General features: G+C 39.8%; 20 protein-coding genes. 11 read left to right on the forward strand and 9 right to left on the reverse strand.

Translation table 11 applies throughout. The annotated features are described in order from the left end of the window. The first annotated feature begins 67 nt into the window (after positions 1 to 67). From nrdR to ribB, 4 genes are all read left to right on the forward strand, one after another. A complete protein-coding gene (gene nrdR, locus ASU03_RS02355) occupies positions 68 to 565 on the forward strand; it encodes a transcriptional regulator NrdR (RefSeq protein WP_057830293.1) in 498 nt (165 codons plus the stop codon). A 1-nt stretch (position 566) separates the two neighbouring features. Continuing rightward, the gene (gene ribD / locus ASU03_RS02360; RefSeq protein WP_057830294.1) at positions 567 to 1,772 is read left to right on the forward strand and encodes a bifunctional diaminohydroxyphosphoribosylaminopyrimidine deaminase/5-amino-6-(5-phosphoribosylamino)uracil reductase RibD; all 1,206 of its coding nucleotides are present in this window, start codon (positions 567 to 569) and stop codon (positions 1,770 to 1,772) included. A gap of 35 nt (positions 1,773 to 1,807) precedes the next feature. Further along, on the forward strand, positions 1,808 to 2,494 hold the full coding sequence (locus ASU03_RS02365; RefSeq protein ID WP_057830295.1) for a riboflavin synthase: 687 nt from the start codon (positions 1,808 to 1,810) through the stop codon (positions 2,492 to 2,494). A 157-nt stretch (positions 2,495 to 2,651) separates the two neighbouring features. After that, the gene (ribB, locus tag ASU03_RS02370) at positions 2,652 to 3,761 is read left to right on the forward strand and encodes a 3,4-dihydroxy-2-butanone-4-phosphate synthase (RefSeq protein WP_057830296.1); all 1,110 of its coding nucleotides are present in this window, start codon (positions 2,652 to 2,654) and stop codon (positions 3,759 to 3,761) included. Positions 3,762 to 3,949: 188 nt separating this feature from the next. Here ribB and ASU03_RS02375 read toward each other — a convergent pair whose 3' ends face one another. Together ASU03_RS02375 and ASU03_RS02380 are read right to left on the reverse strand one after the other, a co-directional pair. Further along, positions 3,950 to 4,450, reverse strand: a complete 501-nt coding sequence (locus ASU03_RS02375) for a hypothetical protein (RefSeq protein WP_057830297.1) — start codon at positions 4,448 to 4,450, stop codon at positions 3,950 to 3,952. Further along, positions 4,422 to 5,057 (reverse strand): hypothetical protein, encoded by a 636-nt coding sequence (locus tag ASU03_RS02380; RefSeq protein ID WP_057830298.1) that lies wholly within the window; start codon positions 5,055 to 5,057, stop codon positions 4,422 to 4,424. The genes ASU03_RS02375 and ASU03_RS02380 overlap by 29 nt, the downstream gene beginning before the upstream one ends. A 714-nt stretch (positions 5,058 to 5,771) precedes the next feature. Here ASU03_RS02380 and ASU03_RS02385 point away from each other — a divergent pair. Together ASU03_RS02385 and ASU03_RS02390 are read left to right on the forward strand one after the other, a co-directional pair. Then, positions 5,772 to 6,986 carry a hypothetical protein gene (locus ASU03_RS02385; protein ID WP_057830299.1) on the forward strand — a complete coding sequence of 405 codons (1,215 nt, stop codon included), beginning with the start codon at positions 5,772 to 5,774 and terminating at the stop codon, positions 6,984 to 6,986. 48 nt (positions 6,987 to 7,034) lie between these two features. Beyond that, entirely contained in the window at positions 7,035 to 7,289 is a 255-nt protein-coding gene (locus ASU03_RS02390; protein ID WP_057830300.1) for a hypothetical protein, read from the forward strand. 345 nt (positions 7,290 to 7,634) lie between these two features. On the opposite strand, the gene ASU03_RS02395 is transcribed toward ASU03_RS02390, so the two are convergent. From ASU03_RS02395 to pepA, 4 genes are all read right to left on the reverse strand, one after another. Beyond that, positions 7,635 to 7,844: a cold-shock protein gene (locus ASU03_RS02395; protein WP_011041587.1), complete on the reverse strand. Its 210-nt coding sequence runs from the start codon at positions 7,842 to 7,844 to the stop codon at positions 7,635 to 7,637. A 474-nt stretch (positions 7,845 to 8,318) separates the two neighbouring features. Beyond that, positions 8,319 to 11,189 (reverse strand): valine--tRNA ligase, encoded by a 2,871-nt coding sequence (locus tag ASU03_RS02400; protein ID WP_057830301.1) that lies wholly within the window; start codon positions 11,187 to 11,189, stop codon positions 8,319 to 8,321. Between the two features lie 179 nt (positions 11,190 to 11,368). Next, on the reverse strand, positions 11,369 to 11,851 hold the full coding sequence (locus ASU03_RS02405; RefSeq protein WP_057830302.1) for a DNA polymerase III subunit chi: 483 nt from the start codon (positions 11,849 to 11,851) through the stop codon (positions 11,369 to 11,371). A 97-nt stretch (positions 11,852 to 11,948) separates the two neighbouring features. After that, entirely contained in the window at positions 11,949 to 13,454 is a 1,506-nt protein-coding gene (gene pepA / locus ASU03_RS02410; RefSeq protein WP_057830303.1) for a leucyl aminopeptidase, read from the reverse strand. Positions 13,455 to 13,682: 228 nt separating this feature from the next. Here pepA and lptF point away from each other — a divergent pair, with 228 nt between their 5' ends. Genes lptF through lptG form a run of 4 tightly spaced genes read left to right on the forward strand, consistent with a single transcriptional unit; the run spans position 13,683 to position 16,172 of the window. Next, on the forward strand, positions 13,683 to 14,849 hold the full coding sequence (gene lptF, locus ASU03_RS02415; protein WP_057830304.1) for an LPS export ABC transporter permease LptF: 1,167 nt from the start codon (positions 13,683 to 13,685) through the stop codon (positions 14,847 to 14,849). Next, complete coding sequence (locus tag ASU03_RS21715) at positions 14,849 to 14,977, forward strand: hypothetical protein (protein ID WP_269432985.1); 129 nt, start codon at positions 14,849 to 14,851, stop codon at positions 14,975 to 14,977. Before lptF ends, ASU03_RS21715 begins: the two co-directional genes overlap by 1 nt. Further along, positions 14,977 to 15,105 carry a hypothetical protein gene (locus tag ASU03_RS21720; protein ID WP_269432986.1) on the forward strand — a complete coding sequence of 43 codons (129 nt, stop codon included), beginning with the start codon at positions 14,977 to 14,979 and terminating at the stop codon, positions 15,103 to 15,105. The genes ASU03_RS21715 and ASU03_RS21720 overlap by 1 nt, the downstream gene beginning before the upstream one ends. Continuing rightward, a complete protein-coding gene (gene lptG / locus ASU03_RS02420) occupies positions 15,105 to 16,172 on the forward strand; it encodes an LPS export ABC transporter permease LptG (RefSeq protein WP_057830305.1) in 1,068 nt (355 codons plus the stop codon). The genes ASU03_RS21720 and lptG overlap by 1 nt, the downstream gene beginning before the upstream one ends. 120 nt (positions 16,173 to 16,292) lie before the next feature. Here the strand turns inward: lptG and ASU03_RS02425 are convergent, their stop codons facing one another. Then, positions 16,293 to 16,793 (reverse strand): RDD family protein, encoded by a 501-nt coding sequence (locus ASU03_RS02425; protein WP_057830306.1) that lies wholly within the window; start codon positions 16,791 to 16,793, stop codon positions 16,293 to 16,295. A 396-nt stretch (positions 16,794 to 17,189) separates the two neighbouring features. Here ASU03_RS02425 and ASU03_RS02430 point away from each other — a divergent pair, with 396 nt between their 5' ends. After that, positions 17,190 to 17,627 carry a hypothetical protein gene (locus ASU03_RS02430; protein WP_057830307.1) on the forward strand — a complete coding sequence of 146 codons (438 nt, stop codon included), beginning with the start codon at positions 17,190 to 17,192 and terminating at the stop codon, positions 17,625 to 17,627. Between the two features lie 123 nt (positions 17,628 to 17,750). Here ASU03_RS02430 and ASU03_RS02435 read toward each other — a convergent pair whose 3' ends face one another. After that, on the reverse strand, positions 17,751 to 20,834 hold the full coding sequence (locus tag ASU03_RS02435) for an efflux RND transporter permease subunit (RefSeq protein ID WP_057830308.1): 3,084 nt from the start codon (positions 20,832 to 20,834) through the stop codon (positions 17,751 to 17,753). Between the two features lie 20 nt (positions 20,835 to 20,854). After that, positions 20,855 to 21,955: an efflux RND transporter periplasmic adaptor subunit gene (locus ASU03_RS02440; protein ID WP_057830309.1), complete on the reverse strand. Its 1,101-nt coding sequence runs from the start codon at positions 21,953 to 21,955 to the stop codon at positions 20,855 to 20,857. Between the last annotated feature and the right edge of the window lie 82 nt (positions 21,956 to 22,037).

Consider the following 22,037-nt stretch of genomic DNA (forward strand, 5'->3'; position numbering starts at 1 on the left):
TTTTTTTATATTAAAATGGTCGCCTTGAGCGGCCATTTTTTTGTCCGTAAACTTCTGTAGGTAACCTATGTATTGTCCATTTTGTTCAGCTGTTGACACTAAAGTTATTGATTCACGCTTAGTTTCTGGCGGCCATCAAGTACGCCGTCGCCGAGAATGCTTAGCCTGTCATGAACGGTATACCACTTTTGAAAATGCAGAGTTAGTTATGCCACGCATAATTAAACGTGATGGCAGCAGAGAGCCTTTTAATGAAGATAAGATGCGCAGTGGTTTAAGTCGCGCGTTAGAAAAACGTCCGGTAAGCACGGAGAAAATAGAGCTGGCGATTAATAAGTTAAAATCGCAAATGCGTGCTACCGGTGAACGAGAAATTAGCAGTGAAATGTTGGGTGATTTAATCATGGCACAGCTTAAAGAATTAGATAAAGTTGCTTATTTACGTTTTGCCTCGGTGTATTTATCTTTTGAGGATATCAGTGAATTTGCCGATGAAATAACACGCTTAGGTAAAGAAAAAAACGGCAAGACACAAAAAACTAAACAAGTTAAAGTGGTTAAATAATATGAATGCTAGTGTGGCTGATAGTCCTTTTACTGTGCAAGATCACCTTTACATGTCTCAGGCACTAGCGTTAGCTAAAAAAGGTCACTTTACTACCTCGCCCAACCCTAGAGTTGGCTGTGTATTAGTGAGTTATCAAGCAGGCAAAGGCACAGTTATTGGCGCAGGTTATCATCAAAAAGCAGGGCAGGGCCATGCCGAAGTTCACGCTTTAGCTGAGGCTAAAATAAATAATGCCGACTTAATTAAGGGTGCTACAGCTTATGTAACCTTGGAGCCATGCAGTCACTTTGGTCGCACGCCGCCATGCGCACAAGCCTTAATTGATGCCGGTGTCGGGCGAGTTATTGCTGCCATGGTTGATCCTGACCCACGGGTCTCGGGCAATGGTTTAGCCATGTTAGAAAAAGCCGGTATCAAGACACAATCAGGTTTGTTAGCACAAAGTGCAAGAGCGCTGAATGTTGGCTTTATTTATCTGATGGAAAATAAGCGTCCTTATGTACGCTGTAAATTAGCGGCAAGTCTTGATGGCAAAACCGCCATGGCCAGTGGCGAAAGTCAATGGATAACGTCAAGTGCCGCTCGCCAAGATGTGCAACGTTTAAGGGCGCAGAGTTGCGCTATTATTAGCGGTGCCGATTCCATCATTTTTGATAACGCTAAAATGACGGTACGTTGGTCTGAGTTAGGTGAATTAAAAAATAGCTATGCAAAAGAAATGCTGAGACAACCATTACGTGTTGTTATCGACAGTCAAAATAGGCTAACGCCGGATCTTGCTTTATTCGAACATGACTCGCCAATTTTAATTATTCATGCAGAAATTGAAAATAAATTGGCAACAAATCTTGAAAACTTACCAAAATGGCCTCATTTCGTAGAACAAGTGCAATTACCTGTGGTGAAAAACGCACAGGGAAAATTTAAAATAGATTTACCCGCTTTGTTAACACTACTAGCAAAGCGAGGACTCAATGATATTTTAATTGAGTCAGGCGCACAGTTAAGTGGTGCCTTTATTGAGCAAGATTTAGTTAATGAACTTATTCTTTATCAAGCGCCTAAATTAATGGGCGGTGATGGTAAAAACTTAGTGGTTATGCCTGGCATAACCAGACTAAGCCAAGCTAAAGCATTAACCATTAGTGATATTCGACTGGTCGGTGGCGATATTCGCATCACTAGCCAACTAACTAACACCTAATAAATAAACAAACAAAAAATTAAATAGAGAAGTCTATGTTTACAGGAATTATCGAAGCGATTGGTGTTATAAAAACCATCAATGTTAATGCCCAAGGTGCTCGTTTAGTTATCGCTACCCATGATTTGGATATGAGTGATGTTAAACTGGGTGACTCCATCGCAACTAATGGTATTTGTCTTACTGTGGTTGAGGTTAATAACAGCAAAGGAAAGGGGAGTTATAGCGCCGATGTTTCTAATGAAACCCTACAGCGCACTGGTTTTGTCAACTATCAAGTGGGTAGTAAAGTAAACTTAGAAAAAGCTATGTTAGCAAGCACACGTTTTGGCGGCCATATGGTTTCGGGACATGTGGATGGTGTTAGTGAAATATTAGCGATTAATAACAATGGCAACAGTATTGAATATTGGTTAAGCATGCCAGATGATTTAGCACATTATATTGCTGAAAAAGGTTCAGTAACTATTGATGGTACTAGCTTAACGGTAAATGCGTTGGCTGAGGATTGCTCACCAGGGAAGTTTCGACTGACCATAGTGCCGCACACAGTAAAAGAAACCATCTTTGGGGACTATCAAGTGGGTACTAAGGTGAACATTGAAGTGGATTTAATTGCCCGTTACCTAGAACGCTTACTCACTAAAAGTGAGCAAAATGAACAAGCGCCACGGTCAAATGTTAGTGAAGCTATGTTATTAAAAGCGGGCTTTATTAAATAGCCACGATTTAAAATAAAGCTAAGCAACTAATTAAAGTGAACAACTTAAGCTAAACAAAGAAATGATGAGTGCATATAATTGATGAACTCACTAAAATATAACAAATACGCACAGTAAAATGGCGCTAACAATATAGCTAGCCATCAAAGAGGCCGAAATGAAATTAAATACCCCACAAGAAATCATCGCAGACATCGCCCTAGGTAAAATGGTTATATTAATGGATGATGAAGATAGGGAAAATGAAGGTGACTTCATTATGGCCGCGGAACAAGTGACCTCTGCAGCGATTAACTTTATGGCAACCCATGGGCGTGGTTTAATTTGTATGCCAATGAGCCGTGAAAAATGTGAAGCATTAAAAATACCCTTGATGGTAGATAAAAATGATGCACAATTTAGCACCAACTTTACCGTGTCAATTGAAGCCGCAACGGGGGTAACTACGGGTATCTCAGCCGCTGATCGCGCCACGACGGTACTTGCTGCGGCCATTAAAGGCTCGACACATCTTGATATCGTACAACCAGGTCATATTTTTCCCTTAATTGCAAAAGATGGCGGCGTATTAAATCGTGCCGGTCATACTGAAGCGGGTGTTGATCTAGCTCGCATGGCGGGTTTTGAACCTGCTGCTGTTATTGTCGAAATTTTAAATGAAGATGGCACCATGGCACGTCGTCCTGATTTGGAAATTATCGCACAAAAACATGATATTAAAATGGGCACTATAGCTGATTTAATTGAATTTAGAAATGCCACTGAAACGACTATCGAGCGTATCTCGCAGTGTAAATTACCGACGGCTTTTGGTGAATTTGATTTAACCGTATTTAAAGACACCATCGACGGTCAAGCACATTTTGCTTTAACCAAGGGTGAAATTAAGGCAGATGAGCCGACACTTGTACGTGTGCATTTAGAAAATACTTTCCGTGACTTACTCTTTAGCCAGCGTGAAAGTGTGGCTACTTGGCCAATGGCAAGCGCTTTGGAAAAAATCGCTAAAGAAGGTGGTGTACTGGTCTTACTAGGTAAACATGAATCACCAACTGAGTTAATTAACTTAGTTGAAAAATATGCCCAAATTGATGCTGGTGAAGTGGTAAAAGAAATTAACCGTCATGTTGGCTCACGTAACGTTGGTGTTGGTTCACAAATACTGGCTAACTTAGGTGTAAGTAAAATGCGCTTATTAAGTTCACAAACCAAGTACCACTCACTGTCAGGCTTTGGCTTAGAAGTCGTTGAGTATATTGCAGAGTAAATGTTTTCGGTGTTTTATTCGTTGCTGTAGTTATTCACAAGGCTGAATTCAGCTATGATGAACAAGATTCGGTATCAAAAAAACACGGAATGACGGCTTCTTCAGTTACCTAGACTATTGATAAATCAAACGCTACTTCGGTAGCGTTTTTTTGTTTTACTATAAACAGCTACTCGAAAAAAATCACGCTAAAAGGTGTAATTAACACCAAGGCCTAAGGTAAACTGCATAGCTTTATCTAAGTCAAGTTCATCTGTTGCAAGTACAATATCAAGCCAGTTGTTACTGTATCGTAGCTCGGGTGATAAATGTTCTAAATCTAGCATTAACATCAGTGAACTCGCTGCAAATTCGAGTTCAACACCAGCATAATAAAAGTTAACCTCTCCTTGGCGTTTATAACGAACAATATAGCGGCTAGCAATAGATTCAGTCGATATATGCTCTGCTTGATAATGGGCAAATAAGTTAGTATTTTCTGGCAGATCGAATTGATAATCTTTAGAGCCTGCGACTCCTCTATATAAAGGTAAGTAAGACTTGCCGCCTAAACTATTAATAAAAGTGCCATCGGTATCCACCGTGCCTTCACGATAGCCTAATTTTTTCATGTTAAATTGTGAATATAAATCTTTTATATCAAGGGTAAATGCTAGGTCATTATTGACTTGCCAATGGAAAAAAATCAACTGTTACGCCATAACCATCGATGTCCCAGCTATCATTATTTCCACGTTTTAAAAATTTTTTATCACTGTAAAGCTCTCTTAGCTGAGCTGTGCTGGTAAGCACTTCCGACAAGGCTAATTCAAAACTATCATCTTCGTCTTGGATAACTAAGAAAGCACCATTATGTGCGATTAGATCAGCAGCAACTTCAGCAAGCTTACTTGATAACACGCCTGAGTCATCAGTTTCTCCAGCGAATAATGCTGACATGATGCCAGCATCGATTAAACCATACCTTAACTCTGTCGCATTGTCTTTTGCAGCTACTTCGTTAGCATCATTGGTGATTGTTGGTTCTAATTGAGTTATATCTCCGTCAATACCAAAGGTGCTGGCAATTAGTGCTGATTTCTCGGTTACTGTATCAGCAGTAACACCGTCATCGCTTGCTTCGATTAATACTGAGACTAGATGGGTTAAAGCGGAAATATTAACTTTAACTTCGCCATCACTGTTACTATCAACTATAGAAATAGCAGCTAATTTGAAGTCAGCATCAACAGCCGTTAAAGTAATTTCCTTGCCTAAAGCTGTATCACCACAGCCTGCAGGAGCATCACAAGTCATCGTGGTTGGGTTGTCAGGATCAGTACTTGGAGATAATTCGATTTTAATTGGACCATCATAATCTAATACGGTAAAGGTATAGTTACCTTCCCGTTAGTGCTTATATTAGCCTCTTTAATTTCTGTCTCTGATAAGGCTATGGGGCTACCATCAACAAATTTGTACACTGTTACAATAGCATTGGTTAAGACACCCTTAATGGCTCTACCATTAAGGGTGGTTTCAATTATTACAGGTTCAGGTATAACAACCGTTTCAGTTATTGGACCAGAGCTATCTGAGCAAGCGCCAAGAGCAGAAGCAAGTGTAGGCGTTTATTAAAGTTCACAGGATATCCTTATGAGGTAAATAGCTCTAGCTCCAAGATCGTTAATAATAGAGAAAAACTATGTTTGTTGTGTAGATAATTTACACAGACTGCAAATTAATTACATTCGTTAATAAAATGTAATTAATTTGTTGGTTGGTGTGTTTTTAGTTCAGATTTGGTGGTTAAATATACATATCTACTGGTTAGCTGTAATTAAAATTAAAGTTCAAACTTAATATAAAATCAAATAAAATTTTATATTTTTAATTTCATATAGGTCGTTTATATAGCTACAATCGAGAAAGTTTTATCCGCTAGCCTTTGTAGCACTTACAATATAGGCTTAATATTTTTTTACCATCATGGCTTTACCATCATAGCTTTGCCATAAAAAGAGGAGTCTTATGAGACTTTTGACCGTGTTTTTATTTTCACTATCGACCGCTAGTCTAAGTGCAGTAGCGCTAGCATCTGTTGATGATCATTCAGATAGTAGCAATAAAATTGCCTTAACCATTGAAGAGCAGCGTGTAGAACAAGCGCAGCAAGCAATGCCTATGTTAAAAGGTTTTTTTGACTGGACTGATTTTAAGGGCAACTGGTCACAGGTTACCCTTTTTACTGTTGGTCAACGCTTGATGAACCAACTTGGTGATGAGCTTTGGCAATACAGCAAGGTTCAAGCTCAACGTGGCAAGCTAGTAGATGACAGGCCTTTATACTGGACCAGGTTATCAATTATTTCTTTTATTAAATCTACGGAAAATAATTTTACTCAAGCCGAGCTGAAGAGCTTATTAGCCGTATTTGAAAAGGCTTCTCGTGGCCGTAGTGATTTAGCTTATAGCAAGGCTACGGATAAGCGCATTTTATTAACCGGCTTCGATCCTTTTTTTCTTGATAGAAATATTCAACAGTCTAATCCATCGGGTTTAGCCGCTTTGTTACTTGATGGCACCGTTATCGAATATCAGGGCATAATAGCTGGGGTTAAACAAACAATCACCGCAGAAATTAATACCGCCATGGTATCGGTGCGTTATGGTGATTTTGATCAAGGAGAAATTGAAAGTCTACTCGCGCCTTTTTATGCTCTTAACAGTGTTGACCTGATTACTACCATCTCAATGGGGCGTAGTGATTTTGATTTAGAGCACTTTCCAGGGCTAAGACGCAGCGCAACCGCACCTGATAATGTCAATGTTTATACGGGCGCTAATAAAACTAATCCCTTAGTACCAAGCTTGCTTAAAATGCCACTAAGGGGTGATGAATTTGTCTTGTTTAGTCTGCCTTATCAAGCCATGATGAAAGCTAAAGGCGAGTATAAAATTAATGATAATCGTGGTGTAACAATACTTGAATCAGGTAAAGCGAAAGATATTAACGCCAATAGCTTAAGCGAACTTAGCGATAAAGTGTCAGTGCAAGGCGGCGGTGGTGGCTACCTTTCTAATGAAATTTCTTATCGTAGTATTGTGCTGCGTAATAAGCTGGACTCAACTATTCCCACCGGCCATATCCATACCCCGCGTATAAGTGATTTTGATGGTAAAACAAATCAAGCTATTATTGAACAAATTAATGCTATGTTAGTGCAAGCTTTAAGCGAAATTTAGGCGCTGCTTTTAGGTGTAATTACATAGAAATAGTCGAAAATACCATAAATGGTTAATGTTATTTATTGGTCTGCTTCTGGGACTTATATGGTGTTAATGGATATTGATTATATTCATAGTGATTCATTCGTTGCAGTAAAAAAACAAAGCTTAAAGCCAGAGCAAGTTCAATATAGCTTTCAGCAGTTATTGGCAGAGCATGCTCAGGCCAAAAATATCGAACTTGGTTTGATGTTAAAGCAAGCGGTGTACCGTTTTAGCCTTAATAAAGAAAAAGTGACCATCTCTGCTAAAGATGGTTAGCAACTTTCACCGATCAATGAGAGCCTAGCCACTGAAATTGCCAAGCAAAGCTATGCTAATAAAAACGCAGTGATCAGTTTGCTAACGAGTTCCAGAAGGGCGAGTTTAAAAGGATTACATGCGACGTTATTGATTTTGGACAAGGACGCTACACGGATGTAGCGTCTAAGAGAATGCCGGAGCTATTCTCTGCCTCTATGCCTTTTAATTCTCGCTAAGCGATCAGCTAATTAGTCCGATTGGTATAAGTAGAGAGGGAAGGCAGAAATAAAGTGACAGACACAAAAAAACGAAGGATGAGTTAAACTCATGCTTCGTTTTTTTAGATTAGCTTATAAGTTAAACTTATACAGCTAGTACGTTTTCTGCTTCAGGGCCTTTTTGACCTTGTTTAACAGTAAAAGTAACTGCTTGACCGTCAGCTAGAGTACGGAAACCGTCTCCAGAGATAGCGCTGAAGTGAACAAACACGTCAGGACCATTTTCTTGCTCTATAAAACCGAAACCTTTAGTTTCGTTGAAAAATTTAACTTTACCAGTAACTGTATCAGACATACTAACATTTTCCCGTAGTCATAAAATAATAATGTGGCTCTACGCCAAAATGGCTAGAAACCGTTTTTACCCGAGTAAATGCCCTCTACCAAAAAGTACAGGAAGAGGAAGGAAACAAACCAATATTCGACACAATCATTGTTTCAAACAATAGTTTGCATTGTTTAAATCCGTCTGTGTAGAATATTCAAGTATATCAGTACACTTAAGTGCATCAGATAGAAAACCTACAACAAAAGTCAGTATAAACCTTCATCTGCAACGCAAGAACTCAACGCAAAAGTAGTCTAGCATAGTTATTTTTAATATGCTTTATAAAAAATTGGATTAGTTCAACATTTCTTAGTTTTAAATGAGTGTCGCTATCAAAGCTAGCGGAAATACAGTGATAAAAGACATTAGCAGGGGGGAAATAAAAAAGTGACAACTCGTTAGACCAGTTGTCACTTTTTTAAACTTGAGCACTGTTATAAATTAGAGTGCGGCTATTTTCTCTTTTTGTTCAAGCATTTTGGCAAGAGCCGATTCAGCTTCGGCCAATTTCGTTTTTTCTTTTTCAATAACGGCTGCGGGTGCTTTACCAACAAAGTTCTCATTACTAAGCTTACCACGGGTTCTTGCCGCATCTTTTTCAAGCTTATCCATGGCTTTATCTAAACGAGCTAGCTCAGCTTCTTTATCGATTAAACCTGCCATTGGTATAAGTACCGTTAGCTCACCGACAACCGCGGATGCTGACGCAGGACCTTGTTCGTTGTCAGCTAATAGAGTAATACTGTCAAGTTTGGCGAGTGTTAATAAAAATTGCTCGTTGCTGCTTAAACGACGTTGATCCTCTTCGCTAACGTTTTTAAGTAATACCGGTAATGCTTTACTGGGTGATATATCCATTTCGCCACGGATATTTCGAATGGCAACAATAAATTGTTTTACCCACTCTAAGTCATCAATAGCTTGTTGATCGCACTTACTCTCATCAAACTGAGGGAATGCTTGAATCATAATAGAATCACCAACCTTGGCAAAGTCGCTTAATGGCTGCACACGCTGCCAAATAGTTTCCGTGATAAAGGGCATAATGGGGTGCATTAAGCGTAATAAGCTTTCCAATATATTGACTAAGGTATGACGAGTACCACGTTGCTGTGCTTCATTACCTTTGAATAATACCGGCTTGGTTAACTCTAAATACCAGTCACAAAATTGATTCCAAGTGAATTCGTAAAGCGCTTGTGAAGCTAAGTCAAAGCGGAATGAGTCAAAGGCTTCATGAACAGTTTTAACCGTTTGCTCAAATTGGCCGATGATCCAACGATCAGCCAGTGATAATTCCATTGCACCGGCAGCTTCATTCGCTGAAGCTTGGCCGCAATCAAACTCTTCAGTATTCATTAAGACATAACGACTAGCATTCCATAATTTATTGGTAAAGTTACGGTAACCTTCAAGGCGCTTCATATCCCAGCTAATGTCACGGCCAGTGGTGGCAACTGAGGTTAAAGTGAAACGTAAGGCATCAGTACCGTGTGCTTCAATACCGTTTGGATATTCTTTCTTCGTTAGTTTTTCAATTTTAGCGGCCAGTTTAGGCTGCATCATATTGCCGGTACGTTTTTTCAATAGGTCTTCAAGGGATATGCCATCAATCATATCCAAAGGATCAACCACATTGCCTTTAGATTTACTCATCTTATCGCCATTTTCATCGCGAATAAGGCCGGTCATATAGATTTTTTTAAATGGAATTTGCGCTTTACCGTTTTCATCTTTGTTAAAGTGCATGGTCATCATGATCATACGGGCAACCCAGAAGAAAATAATGTCAAAACCGGTTACTAACACATCGGTTGGGTGGAAAGTTTTTAAGTCTTCAGTCTCTTTTGGCCAACCTAGGGTTGAGAAGGTCCACAGTGCAGATGAGAACCAAGTATCAAGTACATCCTCATCTTGGCGTAGTTTCATGTCGTCGCTAATGGGGTTATTAGCACGTACTTCTGCTTCAGTACGACCAACATACACTTTACCGTTTTCGTCATACCAAGCTGGGATTCGATGTCCCCACCACAGTTGGCGTGAAATACACCAATCTTGAATGTTGTTCATCCACGCGAAATACATGTTTTCGTATTGTTTTGGTACAAATTCAATTTGACCATCTTTCACGGCATCAATGGCAGGACCTGCTAGCTTTTCTACACGCACATACCATTGGTCTGTTAATAATGGCTCAATAATAACACCAGAGCGATCGCCGTAAGGGGCAACTAAATCATGATCTTTAACTTCAACCAATAAACCGAGTTCATCAAATTTAGCAACAATGGCTTTACGGGCAACAAAGCGGTCCATACCGGCAAATTCGCTGGGTAATTCAGTGCTGTAAACATCAGAAATTTCGCCTTTGGTATCATATACTTCAGCGTTGGCTAAAATAGCGGCATTTTTATCTAGAATATTGATTTGTGGTAGCGCATGACGTTTGCCGACTTCATTATCGTTAAAGTCATGAGCGGGAGTGATTTTCACACAACCTGTGCCCTTGTCCATATCGGCATGGTCATCACCAACAATGGGAATTAAGCGATTCACTAAAGGCAACAATATTTTTTTACCAATAAGATCTTTATAACGTGGATCTTTAGGGTTAACAGCAACGCCAGTATCACCTAACATGGTTTCTGGACGGGTAGTGGCAACTACTAAGTAATCAAGGCCTTCGGCAGTTTTTTCGCCATCAGCTAAAGGATAACGTAAGTGCCACATGTGACCCTTTTTATCTTTGTTTTCTACTTCTAAATCTGAAATAGCGGTATGTAATTTAGGATCCCAGTTAACTAAACGTTTACCACGATAAATTAAATCATCTTCGAATAAACGCACAAATACTTCTTGTACCGCTTCCGACATACCCTCGTCCATGGTAAAACGTTCACGGCTCCAATCAATGGAGTTTCCTAAGCGACGCATTTGTTTACTTATGGTGCCACCCGATTCTTCTTTCCACTGCCAAATTTTATCGATAAAACCTTCACGACCATAATCATGGCGAGTTTTGCCTTCTTCGGCGGCAATTTTACGTTCAACTACCATTTGTGTCGCTATACCGGCATGGTCGCAACCTGTTTGCCATAAGGTGTTTTTACCTTGCATACGTTGGTAGCGAATAAGGGTATCCATGATGGTTTGCTGAAAAGCATGACCCATATGTAAGCTACCCGTCACATTGGGTGGCGGAATCGCAATGCTGTAACTGTCACCTTCACCGGTAGGGCTAAAGTAACCTTGCTCTTCCCAGCTAGTATAAAGGGACTGTTCAATGTCGGTCGGGTTAAAGGTTTTTTCCATCATAGTTTCCGCTAATAGGTTTAAGTGTTGTTCGTTGTTTTGCTGTCGTACTCTTTATCCGTAAAAGCTTATCAGTTAAGCTCAACAAGGCAAAATTGCAGCAAAGTAAAATTCATTGTTTAAGGTGTTTTTTTAGCTTTCGTGTTTTTCTTGGTGTTTATCTTTGTGCAAGATAGCCGCTACTTAGTGGCTTCGCTTGAGACATTGGCTGGCACGGTTACCGCTTGGTTATCTACTTGAAAACCCCATTGTCGGCAAGTTTTAAAGCGTTCTCTCGCTTGTTGCTTAAGTGTTTCATCGCTAGGCACAAAATCAACGATAAATTGAAATTGATTAGCAAAGTTAGGCACAGTATTGGTCAAGTTAATAAGCACAGAGCGACGCCCTTGCGGTGCTTGAAAACCTATTTCAACAGCTGCGCCTTGTTTTGGACCTTCACCAACGAGGTTATGCGGTACAAAACTGTCGCTATCAAATGCCCACAGCATTTCATCAATTTGTTCAGCATGTTGCTGGTCTTGTGTATAGATATAGACCCGCTGCTTTTGCCGATAAAAATAGCTGGCTTGCAAACAGGCATGATAGGGCGCAGAACGAGACTCTTGGTCCGAGTCGTCTGTTACCTCATCTTTAAGTAGATAAAACATTACTTGGGTTTGCATGTCATTAGCCTAAGTTAATTTGTAGTAGTGGCTTTAACCGCGATTAAGCTCATACTTGTGTATGAGCGTAAAATCGGGAATAAATTACCTCCTACAATTACTCGCCTTGTTCTTGACCGGCACGGTTAAGCAAAAATTGCGTTAACATGCTTACTGGGCGACCTGTTGCACCTTTGTTTTTACCACTGCGCCATGCGGTGCCAGCAATATCTAGATGTGCCCAGTTATATTTTTTAGTGAATTTTGATAAGAAACAAGCGGCGGTAATGGCGCCAGCCTCTTTGCCACCTAGATTGGTAAAGTCAGCAAATGGGCTATCAAGTTGATCTTGATAATCATCCCATAACGGCATGCGCCATGCTCGGTCGCCACTTTGCTCTGAAGCATTTAAAAGCTCATGGGCAAGCGGGTTATGACTAGTGAATAAGGCAGTGGCGTGTGCACCAAGTGCAACAACACAAGCACCGGTTAACGTGGCCACATCAATTACCGCATCGGGATCAAAACGCTCAACATAGGTCAGCGCGTCACATAATACTAAGCGGCCTTCGGCGTCGGTATTCAATACTTCAACTGTTTGACCCGACATAGTGGTTAATATATCACCAGGTCGGTAAGCGTTACTGCTTGGCATGTTTTCACAGCCGGCTAAAATGCCGATAACATTGATTGGTAGGTTAAGCTCGGCTAATGCATGCATAGCACCCAATACACTGGCAGCCCCACCCATATCATATTTCATTTCATCCATGCCAAGGCCTGGTTTTAATGAAATACCGCCACTGTCAAAGGTTAAACCTTTACCGATTAAAACTAATGGCTTCGAGTCATCATTTGCGCCATCATATTTAATAATACTCATCAATGATTCATTAAACGAACCACGACCAACGGCAAGGTATGAGCCCATACCAAGTTCTTCCATTTCTTTTTCGTCAACAATGGTGGTGGTTATCTTGTCATAATCAGTATCAAGAATCTTCGCTTGCTCAGCAAGATAAGCTGGATTACAAATATTTGGCGGCATGTTAGCAACATTTTTACAGGTAGTAATACCTTCAGCAATGGCTAATGCATGGGTAACGGCACGCTCACCAATAGGCAGTTCACGGCGAGTTGGTACATTAAAAACAATTTTACGTAAAGGACGACGTGGCTCGGCAATGCGAGTTTTTAAACTATCAAAGCTGTATAAGGCATCTTGTGCCGCTTCTACTGCTTGACGTACTTTCCAGTAAATATCACGGCCTTTAACATGTAACTCGGATAGGAAACATACCGCTTCCATAGAACCTGTTTCATTTAAGGTATTAATTGTTTTGGTAATTATTTGACGATATTGACGTTCATCAAGCTCGCGTTCCTTACCACAGCCGACTAATAATACCCGTTCACTTAAGATATTAGGCACATGATGTAATAATAACATCTGTCCTGCTTTACCTTCTAAATCACCCTTACGTAAAAGGTTGCTAATGTAGCCTTCACTTATTTCATCAAGCTGCTCTGCGGTACCGCTAAGTCTGCGTGGCTCAAAAACACCAACAACAATACAAGCGCTACGTTGTTTTTCGGGACTGCCGCTTTTTACACTGAACTCCATGACTTTTCCTTTTACAATTTTATAGGGTAATTATTTAGCTTAACTTGCTAAAATAAGTAAAAAATAGCACTCTTGTCTATTCAATTGATATCGCTAAGGGCTATAATTATAGTAGCACTCATCAATATTAGTTACTCACTGACTATATAGTTTACTTATGAAAACGACAAGTTTACTCAATATTTGCCAATATGTCAGAAAAAAACTAAGTTTTTACGGGATCTTTTTGTGATCATTTTTCGTTATTTATTAAAAGAAGTCGCCAAAACACAATTAGCAGTATTTTTTGTGTTAATGACTATTTTTATCAGTCAAAAATTTGTCCGTGTGCTCGGTGATGCATCAGAAGGCAGTATACCAGGGCAACTAGTAATGACTTTTATCGTTTTGAAAATCCCCGACCTTGCCGGTTTTATTCTGCCACTAAGTTTATTCCTAGGGGTGTTACTTGCTTATGGCCGGATTTATGCGGACAGTGAAATGACAGTGTTACACGCCTGTGGTGTCAGCGAGTGGTATGTCGTTCGAGTGACGTTAGTACTGGCAGTTATTACCGCCATTGTTACCGGTATTTTTACTTTATACCTTGCGCCCCTGGCCTCTGAATATCAATATCAAGTAAAAGAAAAACTTACCGCCGACTCTGGCTTAAGTGCTCTAGTTTCAGGACGTTTTCAGCAAACGGGTAATCAAGATGCCGTGGTATTTATTCATGATAAAGACCGGGAGACTAATAGCTTTCATAAAGTTTTTGTCGCCCAGTTACCCAAGGGTGAGAATATTGGCGCCAGTATTATCAATTCAAGTTTGGTGTATGCTAAAACAGGACGAGTTTTTGAAGATGAATCTGGCTCTCAACAGCTAGTACTAGGTGATGGTATTCGTTATCACCGAGATGTTGATAGCGGTGAATTTCAGTCAGTGGCCTTCGACAAATACTATATTCAGATTAAAGATCAAGAAGTTGAACGTCAACATCGTAAGTTAAGTGCGCTAACCACGCTGGAGTTGTATAACAATGATAACCCAGAGTTAGAGTCAGCCTACCGCGCTACTATTCAATGGCGAATATCTTTTCCTTTAATTTGTATTATTCTCATTTTTATTGCCGTACCGTTAAGTGTGGTCAACCCTAGACAGGGTAAATTTGGTAAATTGCTACCCGCCTTAATGTTGTTTTTAGGATATTTATTATTGTTAACGTCAATGCGCTCAGCCATAGAAAAAAATGCTATCCCTAGTGTTATCGGTTTATGGCCAGTACATATTAGTGCCTTATTTATCGGTATAATGCTGTTAATGAAGGACCGTAGTAGTGGGCGAATTATCAAAGCAAAATTACCCAGTTTTAAACGTAAAGCTAGAAGTAAAATCGGTGAAGGTAAGGGTAATTAATGCGTATTCTTGATTTATATATTGGACGTTTTACTCATAATAGCGCTGCTACTACTTTTACTCCCTTAGCCGTATTTATTAGCGTTAGTGGCATCATTAAATTTGTCGAACAAGGTAAGGGTAATTAATGCGTATTCTTGCTTTATATATTGGACGTTTTACTCATAATAGTGCTGCTAATACTTTTACTACCTTAGCCGTATTTATTAGCGTTAGTGGCATCATTAAATTTGTTGAACAAGGTAAGGGTAATTAATGCGTATTCTTGATTTATATATTGGACGCATCATAGCTTCTACTACTTTTACTACCTTAGCCGTATTTATTAGCGTCAGTGGCATCATTAAATTTGTCGAACAAATGCGTGCTATCGGGCGTGGTGATTACGATTTAGCCCACGCCGCCCTATACGTACTTTACATGGTACCACGTGATGTGGAAGTGTTTTTCCCTATGTCAGCGCTTATTGGCGGCTTAATTGGCATAGGCATGTTAGCCAGTAATAGTGAATTGGTGGTGATGCAAGCAGCAGGTTTATCAAAGTTAGATATTATTAAGTCAGTAATGAAAACCGCTATTTTATTGATTATTGTTAGTATGGCTATTGGGGAGTGGTTAGCGCCCAGTGGAGAAGCTAAAGCGCGTGAAATTCGCGCACAAGCTATTTCTGGCGGTAGTTTAATATCAGCTAAAAATGGTGTCTGGGCAAAAGACGGTGATTACTTTGTCAATATAGGTGAAGTACAGGATAAAGGTCGATTAAAAAACATTCAAATATATGGCTTTAATGATCAATTAAGAATTGATAGTTGGATTGCGGCTAAAAGTGCCATTTATCAAAATGATGCTTGGCTGCTCTCGGATGTTGAGGAGTTTTTGTTACTTGAAGATGAAATTATTACTAAGAACTACAGTCAAAAAGTTTGGAAATCGTCGTTAACACCGAAAAAGCTAGGGGTGGTGACCGTTACTCCCGAGTCACTTTCTTTACGAGGTTTGATTGATTATTTAGATTATTTAGAGGCTAATGAACAAGACACTAGCCGCTATGAACTCGCTTTTTGGCGAAAACTAATGCAACCATTGACGGTAGCGGTAATGCTACTCGTGGCACTATCTTTTATTTTTGGACCCTTACGTGAAGTTTCTATGGGGGCGCGCATTATGATGGGGGTCTTTACCGGCATTCTATTTTTTATTAGTAATGAAGTTTTGGGCTCGATGAGTTTGGTCTATCAACTTCCGCCAATACTGGGGGCAACGATGCCGAGTTTGCTCTTCATTAGCGCTGCTTGGTACTTTATCAGTAAGAAACCCAGCTAACAGCTCAGCGCTTAATTTTTCGCCATTAACCGGTTAATTAATTAGGGTTAATAGCGAAAATGTCGATAAAGATAACTACCTTAGGCTATGTTAGATTAAAGGAAAGGCCCCGCTAAGCGGTTATAAACGACCTCGATTAGCTTCTAGCGATAACACCACAACTTCTGTGTTAGTTAATCTATCTTGTAAGCTGAGTTTGTTTTTTCTATCAAAAGCAACCAAAATAGTACCTAAACCGAATAACGTTGGTACTAGTCGTTTAATGCCGGTGTTTATACTTAATAGTGAACCATCAAGGTTTTGTACGCGTAAACGCCATGCTCTCATCCCTAATGTTTGGCCACTCTTACTCCAGAAATAGACAAAGAAAAAACTGACCCAAGCCATTTTCCATAATTCATTAGGCCACTTTAACCAAGCCGTATTGGCTATGGTATCGGAAAAATGTTGTTGGCCTTGCATATCAAATAAGCCAAAGTAATGCCCAATAAACATTAATAAAAAACTCAAGGCTCCAGCCGCCATATAAACAGCAAAAGCGATAAGAAAGTCATAGACCCATGAGCCGAAGCGACGTCTAAAGCCAGCGCGAGGAAAAACTACAGGTGTGGTATCAGTCATTGAACCTTCTATATATTAAGTTATTGAAAATTTAAACAGCGGAAAATATTTTTTGCAGTTTAACAAAATTTATCTTAATTGAGTATCCCTATGAGCTAGGGTAGGGAAGTATTCAACCCGCTAGGTTTTATCTGTGGTGTCATAGCGTTAAACTTAAAGGAGTAAGTACTGGCCTAGTTAATTAATGAGTAATAAAAGCAACTAAGCTCGGATAATTTATAAATATAATGTTACTAATTGGTTGTCTTATGCGTTTTAGTTATATACGACTTTGCTCACATTGATGTCGGCCGCTACTTGATTAGTATATAATCTGCGCAAACTATAGCTGTTGCCATGTAGCGACAGATACAAACATACAATCATAGAAAGTAGCTATCAAATAAAAGGGCTAGCATGAGTAGTAAATTTTTATCTGGAAGTGCATTTATTGTTGCCGTACTTGTAACCGTGCCAACATTAGCCGAAAAAATCGGCGTTACCCTAGCAGATGCTGACACTCTAAGCCGTATGGCCGTTGGCGGAGACATTGTTATAGATGGCAATGTTAGCAAAATTGATAATGCTAGCCTCAATGTTGCTAAGGCTGTCCAAGAGCAACCTACTCGTGCCGGGGAATTAGTTTCCCTAGGTAAAGTGATGAATAGTGGCGCAGAAATCAACTCTGCGGTAAATGGTCAAGTTGCAGCTCAGCTCAGTCAAGTAAAGAAGACGCAACTACTTACACCCATTAGTATCTGGTTATTTGTTTTAGCTATGACCTTAGTTTATGTCAATAGAAAAACGCTCTTCCCAAAACAGCTTACAATGTTGAAAAAGCCTGCTAAAAGGTAAGTTTTAGATAGCGAACGACTTCATTAAAAAGCCACTTTTTTTGTCAGGTATTCCTGGTCAAAGAAAGTGGCTTTTTTGTTGGTATAGTCTCTTGCTTGCTAATTCCTTAGCAAGCAAGGCGATTTAGGCTGAAATTGGCTGAGTCGCCTTAATTTTATAAAAGCCACAATACAGTGCTGGTACTACCGCTAAGGTTAAAATGGTACCTATGCCTAAGCCAAACGCAATCACATTTGCCATACCGTAAAACAAGGGATCTTTACCGATAATTAACGGCAATAACCCCATAACAGTAGTGATAGTGGTCATTGCTATGGGGCGTAATCTAGTTAAACAGGCATCAACCACAGCCTGATAGTCAGACTTACCTGCCGCGGTTTCTATTTGAATTCTATCAATCAATACTATGGCGTTATTAATAATGATACCGGCTAGGCTGTACAGCCCTAGGGTAACCATAAAGCCAAAGGGTGCCTGCATCAGAAATAAGCCTAATACTGCACCAATAAACGCTAATGGAATGGTAAGGGTGATCACTGCTGCTTGTCTAAAAGAATTAAATTGTGCCACTAGTAACATCAAAACAAGTCCTAATACTATCGGCATACTTGCCCCTAAGGCCTTTTGAGCCTCTCGAGAGTCTTTAATTACCCCATCATATTCAATAATATGGTTAACCGGTAAGTCGAGTTTTAGCGCTTGAATTCTAGCATCGATTAGCGATTTTAAGTCTTCTGCTGCCATCTCTGTATTTCGAGCTTGAATACTCACGGTTCTAAATAAATCTTCATGTTGAATAATAGAAAATTGATTATTGGGCGCCAGTTCAGCCACTTGAAATAACGGTATACTTTTTCCTGTTTTTTCAGAATAGATGGTGAGGGTCCTTAACCGGTCTAAGTTTTCTCGTTCAGCTTGCTCGGCTCTGAGGATCACGGGAATAATTTCATCACCTTCACGGTACTCAGTGATTTGTGTACCGGAAAAATAGGTTTCCAGTGCTTGCGCTATTTCAGATGAAGTGAGTCCGGATCGTTTTGCTCTGTGTTGATCTATTTTCACATCAATTTTAACAATCAGGTTTTCCCAGTCGGTTCTGATATCTATGGTGTTTGGTGTGTCATGGAGTACATCCATGATCTGTTGGGCTTTTCTATAGATGACATTTTTGTCTGGGCCCTTTACCTGAATCTTAATGGTATTGGAATCTGATGGCCCTAAAAACATCTTACTTACCCGAGCCGATACATTAGGGAAGTCATGCTCTATATCACGGCCTAACATGAGAACCTTAGCGGAAATATCGGTTTCATCTTTTACATTGAGTACAATAAAACCTTTATTTTGCGCAGGGTCTTCCGGCGCTAATGACATCACGAAACGTGGACCACTAAAACCAACATAACCAGAGTAGCTGTCGATAAAGGCAAAACGTGTTTTGTTATCTAACCATGAGAATATCTCTTTCATCTGGCGGTTAGTTTCTTTTGAAGACGTGCCATTAGGTAAGTCGATATTGATAATAATTTGTGTACGATCAGAGTCGGGGAAAAACTGCTTTGAAACCGAGCCCATGGCTATTATAGAAATAACAAATAACATCAGCATAGCGCTGATAAACAGTGCTTTATGTCTTAATAACCAATGTAAAAACATTTCGTAATAGCGATAAAACTTTCCGGCACTAGCATCTTTATTGTTGGCCAGTAAAGCCTTACCATCAGATTTTTTTGGCGGTTTAATGAAAAAATAACATAATAATGGCGTGACACATAAGGCTAATATCCAGCTGGTTAATAAGGTAATTAAGATCACCAAAGAAATAGAGCGGGTATATTCACCAGCAACATGCTCAGCCAGCATTAGGGGTAAGAAAAATAAAATAGTGGTGATAGATGAACTCAGTAGGGGAATTGCTAATTCTTGACTGCCTTGTAACATAGCATCATAACGGGCAATGCCTTTTTCGATACGACGCTTAAAATCTTCTGCGATAACAATGCCGTTGTCTACCAATAAACCTAAGGAAATAATTAAAGTCGCTAAGCTCATACGCTCTAATTTCATATCGGCAAATTGCATTATGGTGAGTGTAGTAAGCATAACAAAGGGCACAATAGCGCCAACAATAAGTCCTACTCGCAGTCCTAAAAATAAAATAACCACCACCAATACAATCGCCAGTGTTTGCAATACATTAACCGATACACCTCTAATGGTTTTCTCTACCTGCTTGGCTTGGTAAGTGGCAACATTGATGGTATATCCTACCGGTAAGGTGCTGGCTACTTCATCCGATTTTTTCATCATTCGCGGGGCAAATTCTAATAAGTTAAATTCGGGTAACTTTGAAATCGCAAAAAATATTGCCGGTTGGCCATTAAAGTAGGCAAGTTTATCAGGCGGATCAATATAGTCTCTGCGCAGGGTGACAATATCTTTTAGCGCGATAAAATTCTCGCTATTAGGGATGTTGATATAGGTATTGCCAATATCTACTATGCTATCAAAGTTACCGGAAGGCTCTACGATAAAACTGATGGATCCCGTGTCTATTTGCCCGCCTGAGCTAATAATATTTTGATTTTTCAGCTCCATTATTAACGCCTTGGGCGAGATGCCCAGTTGTGCTAACTTGGCATTAGACACTTCTAGGAAAATTCGCTCTTCTTGGCGGCCAAGAATTTCAATTTTTTTGGTGCCTGGCACGCCGTATAAACTATCACGTATATGTTGGGCAATATCATACATTTCACCCATGCCAAAACCGTCGGCGGTTAAGGCTAGAGTGATCACCGAGACATCACCAAATTCATCATTAACATGAGGAATATGTGTTCCTGAGGGCATTCTTTGATAGGCTGCCGTGGTTTTATTACGTACGTTTTGCCATATATCGTCAAGGTTAAAATAACGGTCATAAACTTTGACATGAATAATGGATAAACCTATGGTGGAGGTTGATTTAATTTCCTCAACTTCAGGGATTTTTCGTAGCTCTTCTTCCAGTTTTTTGGTGATAAGTTGTTCAATTCTGTCAGGAGACATACCGGGGAAAGAGGTACTGATAATAGCTTCACGTATGGTGATAGTGGGATCTTCTTGCGCAGGCAAGGTGAAGTAGGCAAACACACCATTAACTAACATAACACCAAGCAGTAAAAAAACACTTTTACGATACTTAAAGGCGATTTTGGTTAAATTCATTATTATTCCTTAGGCTCGGCTTAGTTAAATCGCTTAGTTTTAGCGTCTAGCAAGCTAACTTGTTGGCCATCTCTAAGGAAGGCAACTCCGGCTGTGGCGATTATGTCGCCCGACTGTAACCCAGCAGATATATACACTTGGTTGTTTAAGATGTTTTCTATTATTATTTCTCTGCGATGAACTACTTTTTCCTCGGCGTTATAGACAAAGACAAAAGTCTTTTGCTCTAGTCCGGCGCTAATGGCGGTAAGTGGTATCTTGATAGAAGGCCCTTTATGTCCTGTTCTGCCGATACCCTCAAAAATAAACTCTACTTCAGCGGTCATGCCAGCGCGTAATAATGGGTTATCACCTTGTAATACAACGGTGACTGGAAAGGCGTTGGCTGACTCTGCTCTAGTACCTATTTCGGTGATACGACCCTTCATTTTTATATTGGGCAATACCGGGAATTTTATCGGTAAAATGGCGTTTTGGGTTAATTCCTGAATTAAGGTTTCGGGCACCATAACCTGAATTTCTAGGCCATGTTTACCTTCAATTTCAAAGACCGATTGGCCGGAGGTAATCTGCTGAGACGGCTCAAATAATCGTCGCGTAATAATGCCATCATAGGGAGCACGTAAAATGCTGTCTTGCAGATTTTTATTGGCAATATCTAATTGTGCCTGTGCAACAGCAACGGCACTATTATTGGCATCATAACTTGCTTTAGCATTATCAAAACCTGATTGTGAAACAACGCCCTGTTTTAGTAAGGTTTGATAACGAGCATAAGTATTTTTAGCATCGGCTAAGCTCACTTTTGACTGTTGGTATTTTGCCGTAGCGGATTGCAGCTCTAGGTTAAAACTACGTTTATGTAAATATGCTAATGGTTGATCTTTACTAACATGTGCACCCAAGTTAACGTTAATTTGCTCAATTTTACCGCTAACTTCAAAGCTAAGTTTAGTGGCTTCAACGGGAGCAACAATACCGGATAATACCCGTATTTGTTCAAGTGTGGAAAGACTTACTTGTGTCCATTTAATGGGGCGAATGGCCGTTTCAATTTGCTTAGTTTGTTCATTACACCCTAGGAGAAATAGGGCGATAAAAAGTAGCGATATGGTGCGCATGGTTGTTCCTTCATTCACTTTTGGCTTGATAGAATTATAGGCAAAAGTATATTGTTCAAAGTATTATCAAAAGTATTGTTGT

The sequence above is a fragment of the Colwellia sp. TT2012 genome, from assembly GCF_001440345.1.
GTDB lineage: Bacteria > Pseudomonadota > Gammaproteobacteria > Enterobacterales > Alteromonadaceae > Colwellia.

Coding starts and splice junctions, on each gene's coding strand:
- lptG (WP_057830305.1), top strand. CDS start 15,105: ATGCGTATTCTTGATTTATATATTGGACGCATCATAGCTTCTACTACT.
- ribD (WP_057830294.1), top strand. CDS start 567: ATGAATGCTAGTGTGGCTGATAGTCCTTTTACTGTGCAAGATCACCTT.
- ASU03_RS02380 (WP_057830298.1), bottom strand. CDS start 5,057: ATGACTTGTGATGCTCCTGCAGGCTGTGGTGATACAGCTTTAGGCAAG.
- ASU03_RS21720 (WP_269432986.1), top strand. CDS start 14,977: ATGCGTATTCTTGCTTTATATATTGGACGTTTTACTCATAATAGTGCT.
- ASU03_RS21715 (WP_269432985.1), top strand. CDS start 14,849: ATGCGTATTCTTGATTTATATATTGGACGTTTTACTCATAATAGCGCT.
- ASU03_RS02435 (WP_057830308.1), bottom strand. CDS start 20,834: ATGAATTTAACCAAAATCGCCTTTAAGTATCGTAAAAGTGTTTTTTTA.
- ASU03_RS02365 (WP_057830295.1), top strand. CDS start 1,808: ATGTTTACAGGAATTATCGAAGCGATTGGTGTTATAAAAACCATCAAT.
- ASU03_RS02405 (WP_057830302.1), bottom strand. CDS start 11,851: ATGCAAACCCAAGTAATGTTTTATCTACTTAAAGATGAGGTAACAGAC.
- ASU03_RS02390 (WP_057830300.1), top strand. CDS start 7,035: ATGGTTAATGTTATTTATTGGTCTGCTTCTGGGACTTATATGGTGTTA.
- nrdR (WP_057830293.1), top strand. CDS start 68: ATGTATTGTCCATTTTGTTCAGCTGTTGACACTAAAGTTATTGATTCA.
- ASU03_RS02395 (WP_011041587.1), bottom strand. CDS start 7,844: ATGTCTGATACAGTTACTGGTAAAGTTAAATTTTTCAACGAAACTAAA.
- ribB (WP_057830296.1), top strand. CDS start 2,652: ATGAAATTAAATACCCCACAAGAAATCATCGCAGACATCGCCCTAGGT.
- pepA (WP_057830303.1), bottom strand. CDS start 13,454: ATGGAGTTCAGTGTAAAAAGCGGCAGTCCCGAAAAACAACGTAGCGCT.
- ASU03_RS02400 (WP_057830301.1), bottom strand. CDS start 11,189: ATGGAAAAAACCTTTAACCCGACCGACATTGAACAGTCCCTTTATACT.
- ASU03_RS02440 (WP_057830309.1), bottom strand. CDS start 21,955: ATGCGCACCATATCGCTACTTTTTATCGCCCTATTTCTCCTAGGGTGT.
- ASU03_RS02385 (WP_057830299.1), top strand. CDS start 5,772: ATGAGACTTTTGACCGTGTTTTTATTTTCACTATCGACCGCTAGTCTA.
- ASU03_RS02425 (WP_057830306.1), bottom strand. CDS start 16,793: ATGACTGATACCACACCTGTAGTTTTTCCTCGCGCTGGCTTTAGACGT.
- ASU03_RS02430 (WP_057830307.1), top strand. CDS start 17,190: ATGAGTAGTAAATTTTTATCTGGAAGTGCATTTATTGTTGCCGTACTT.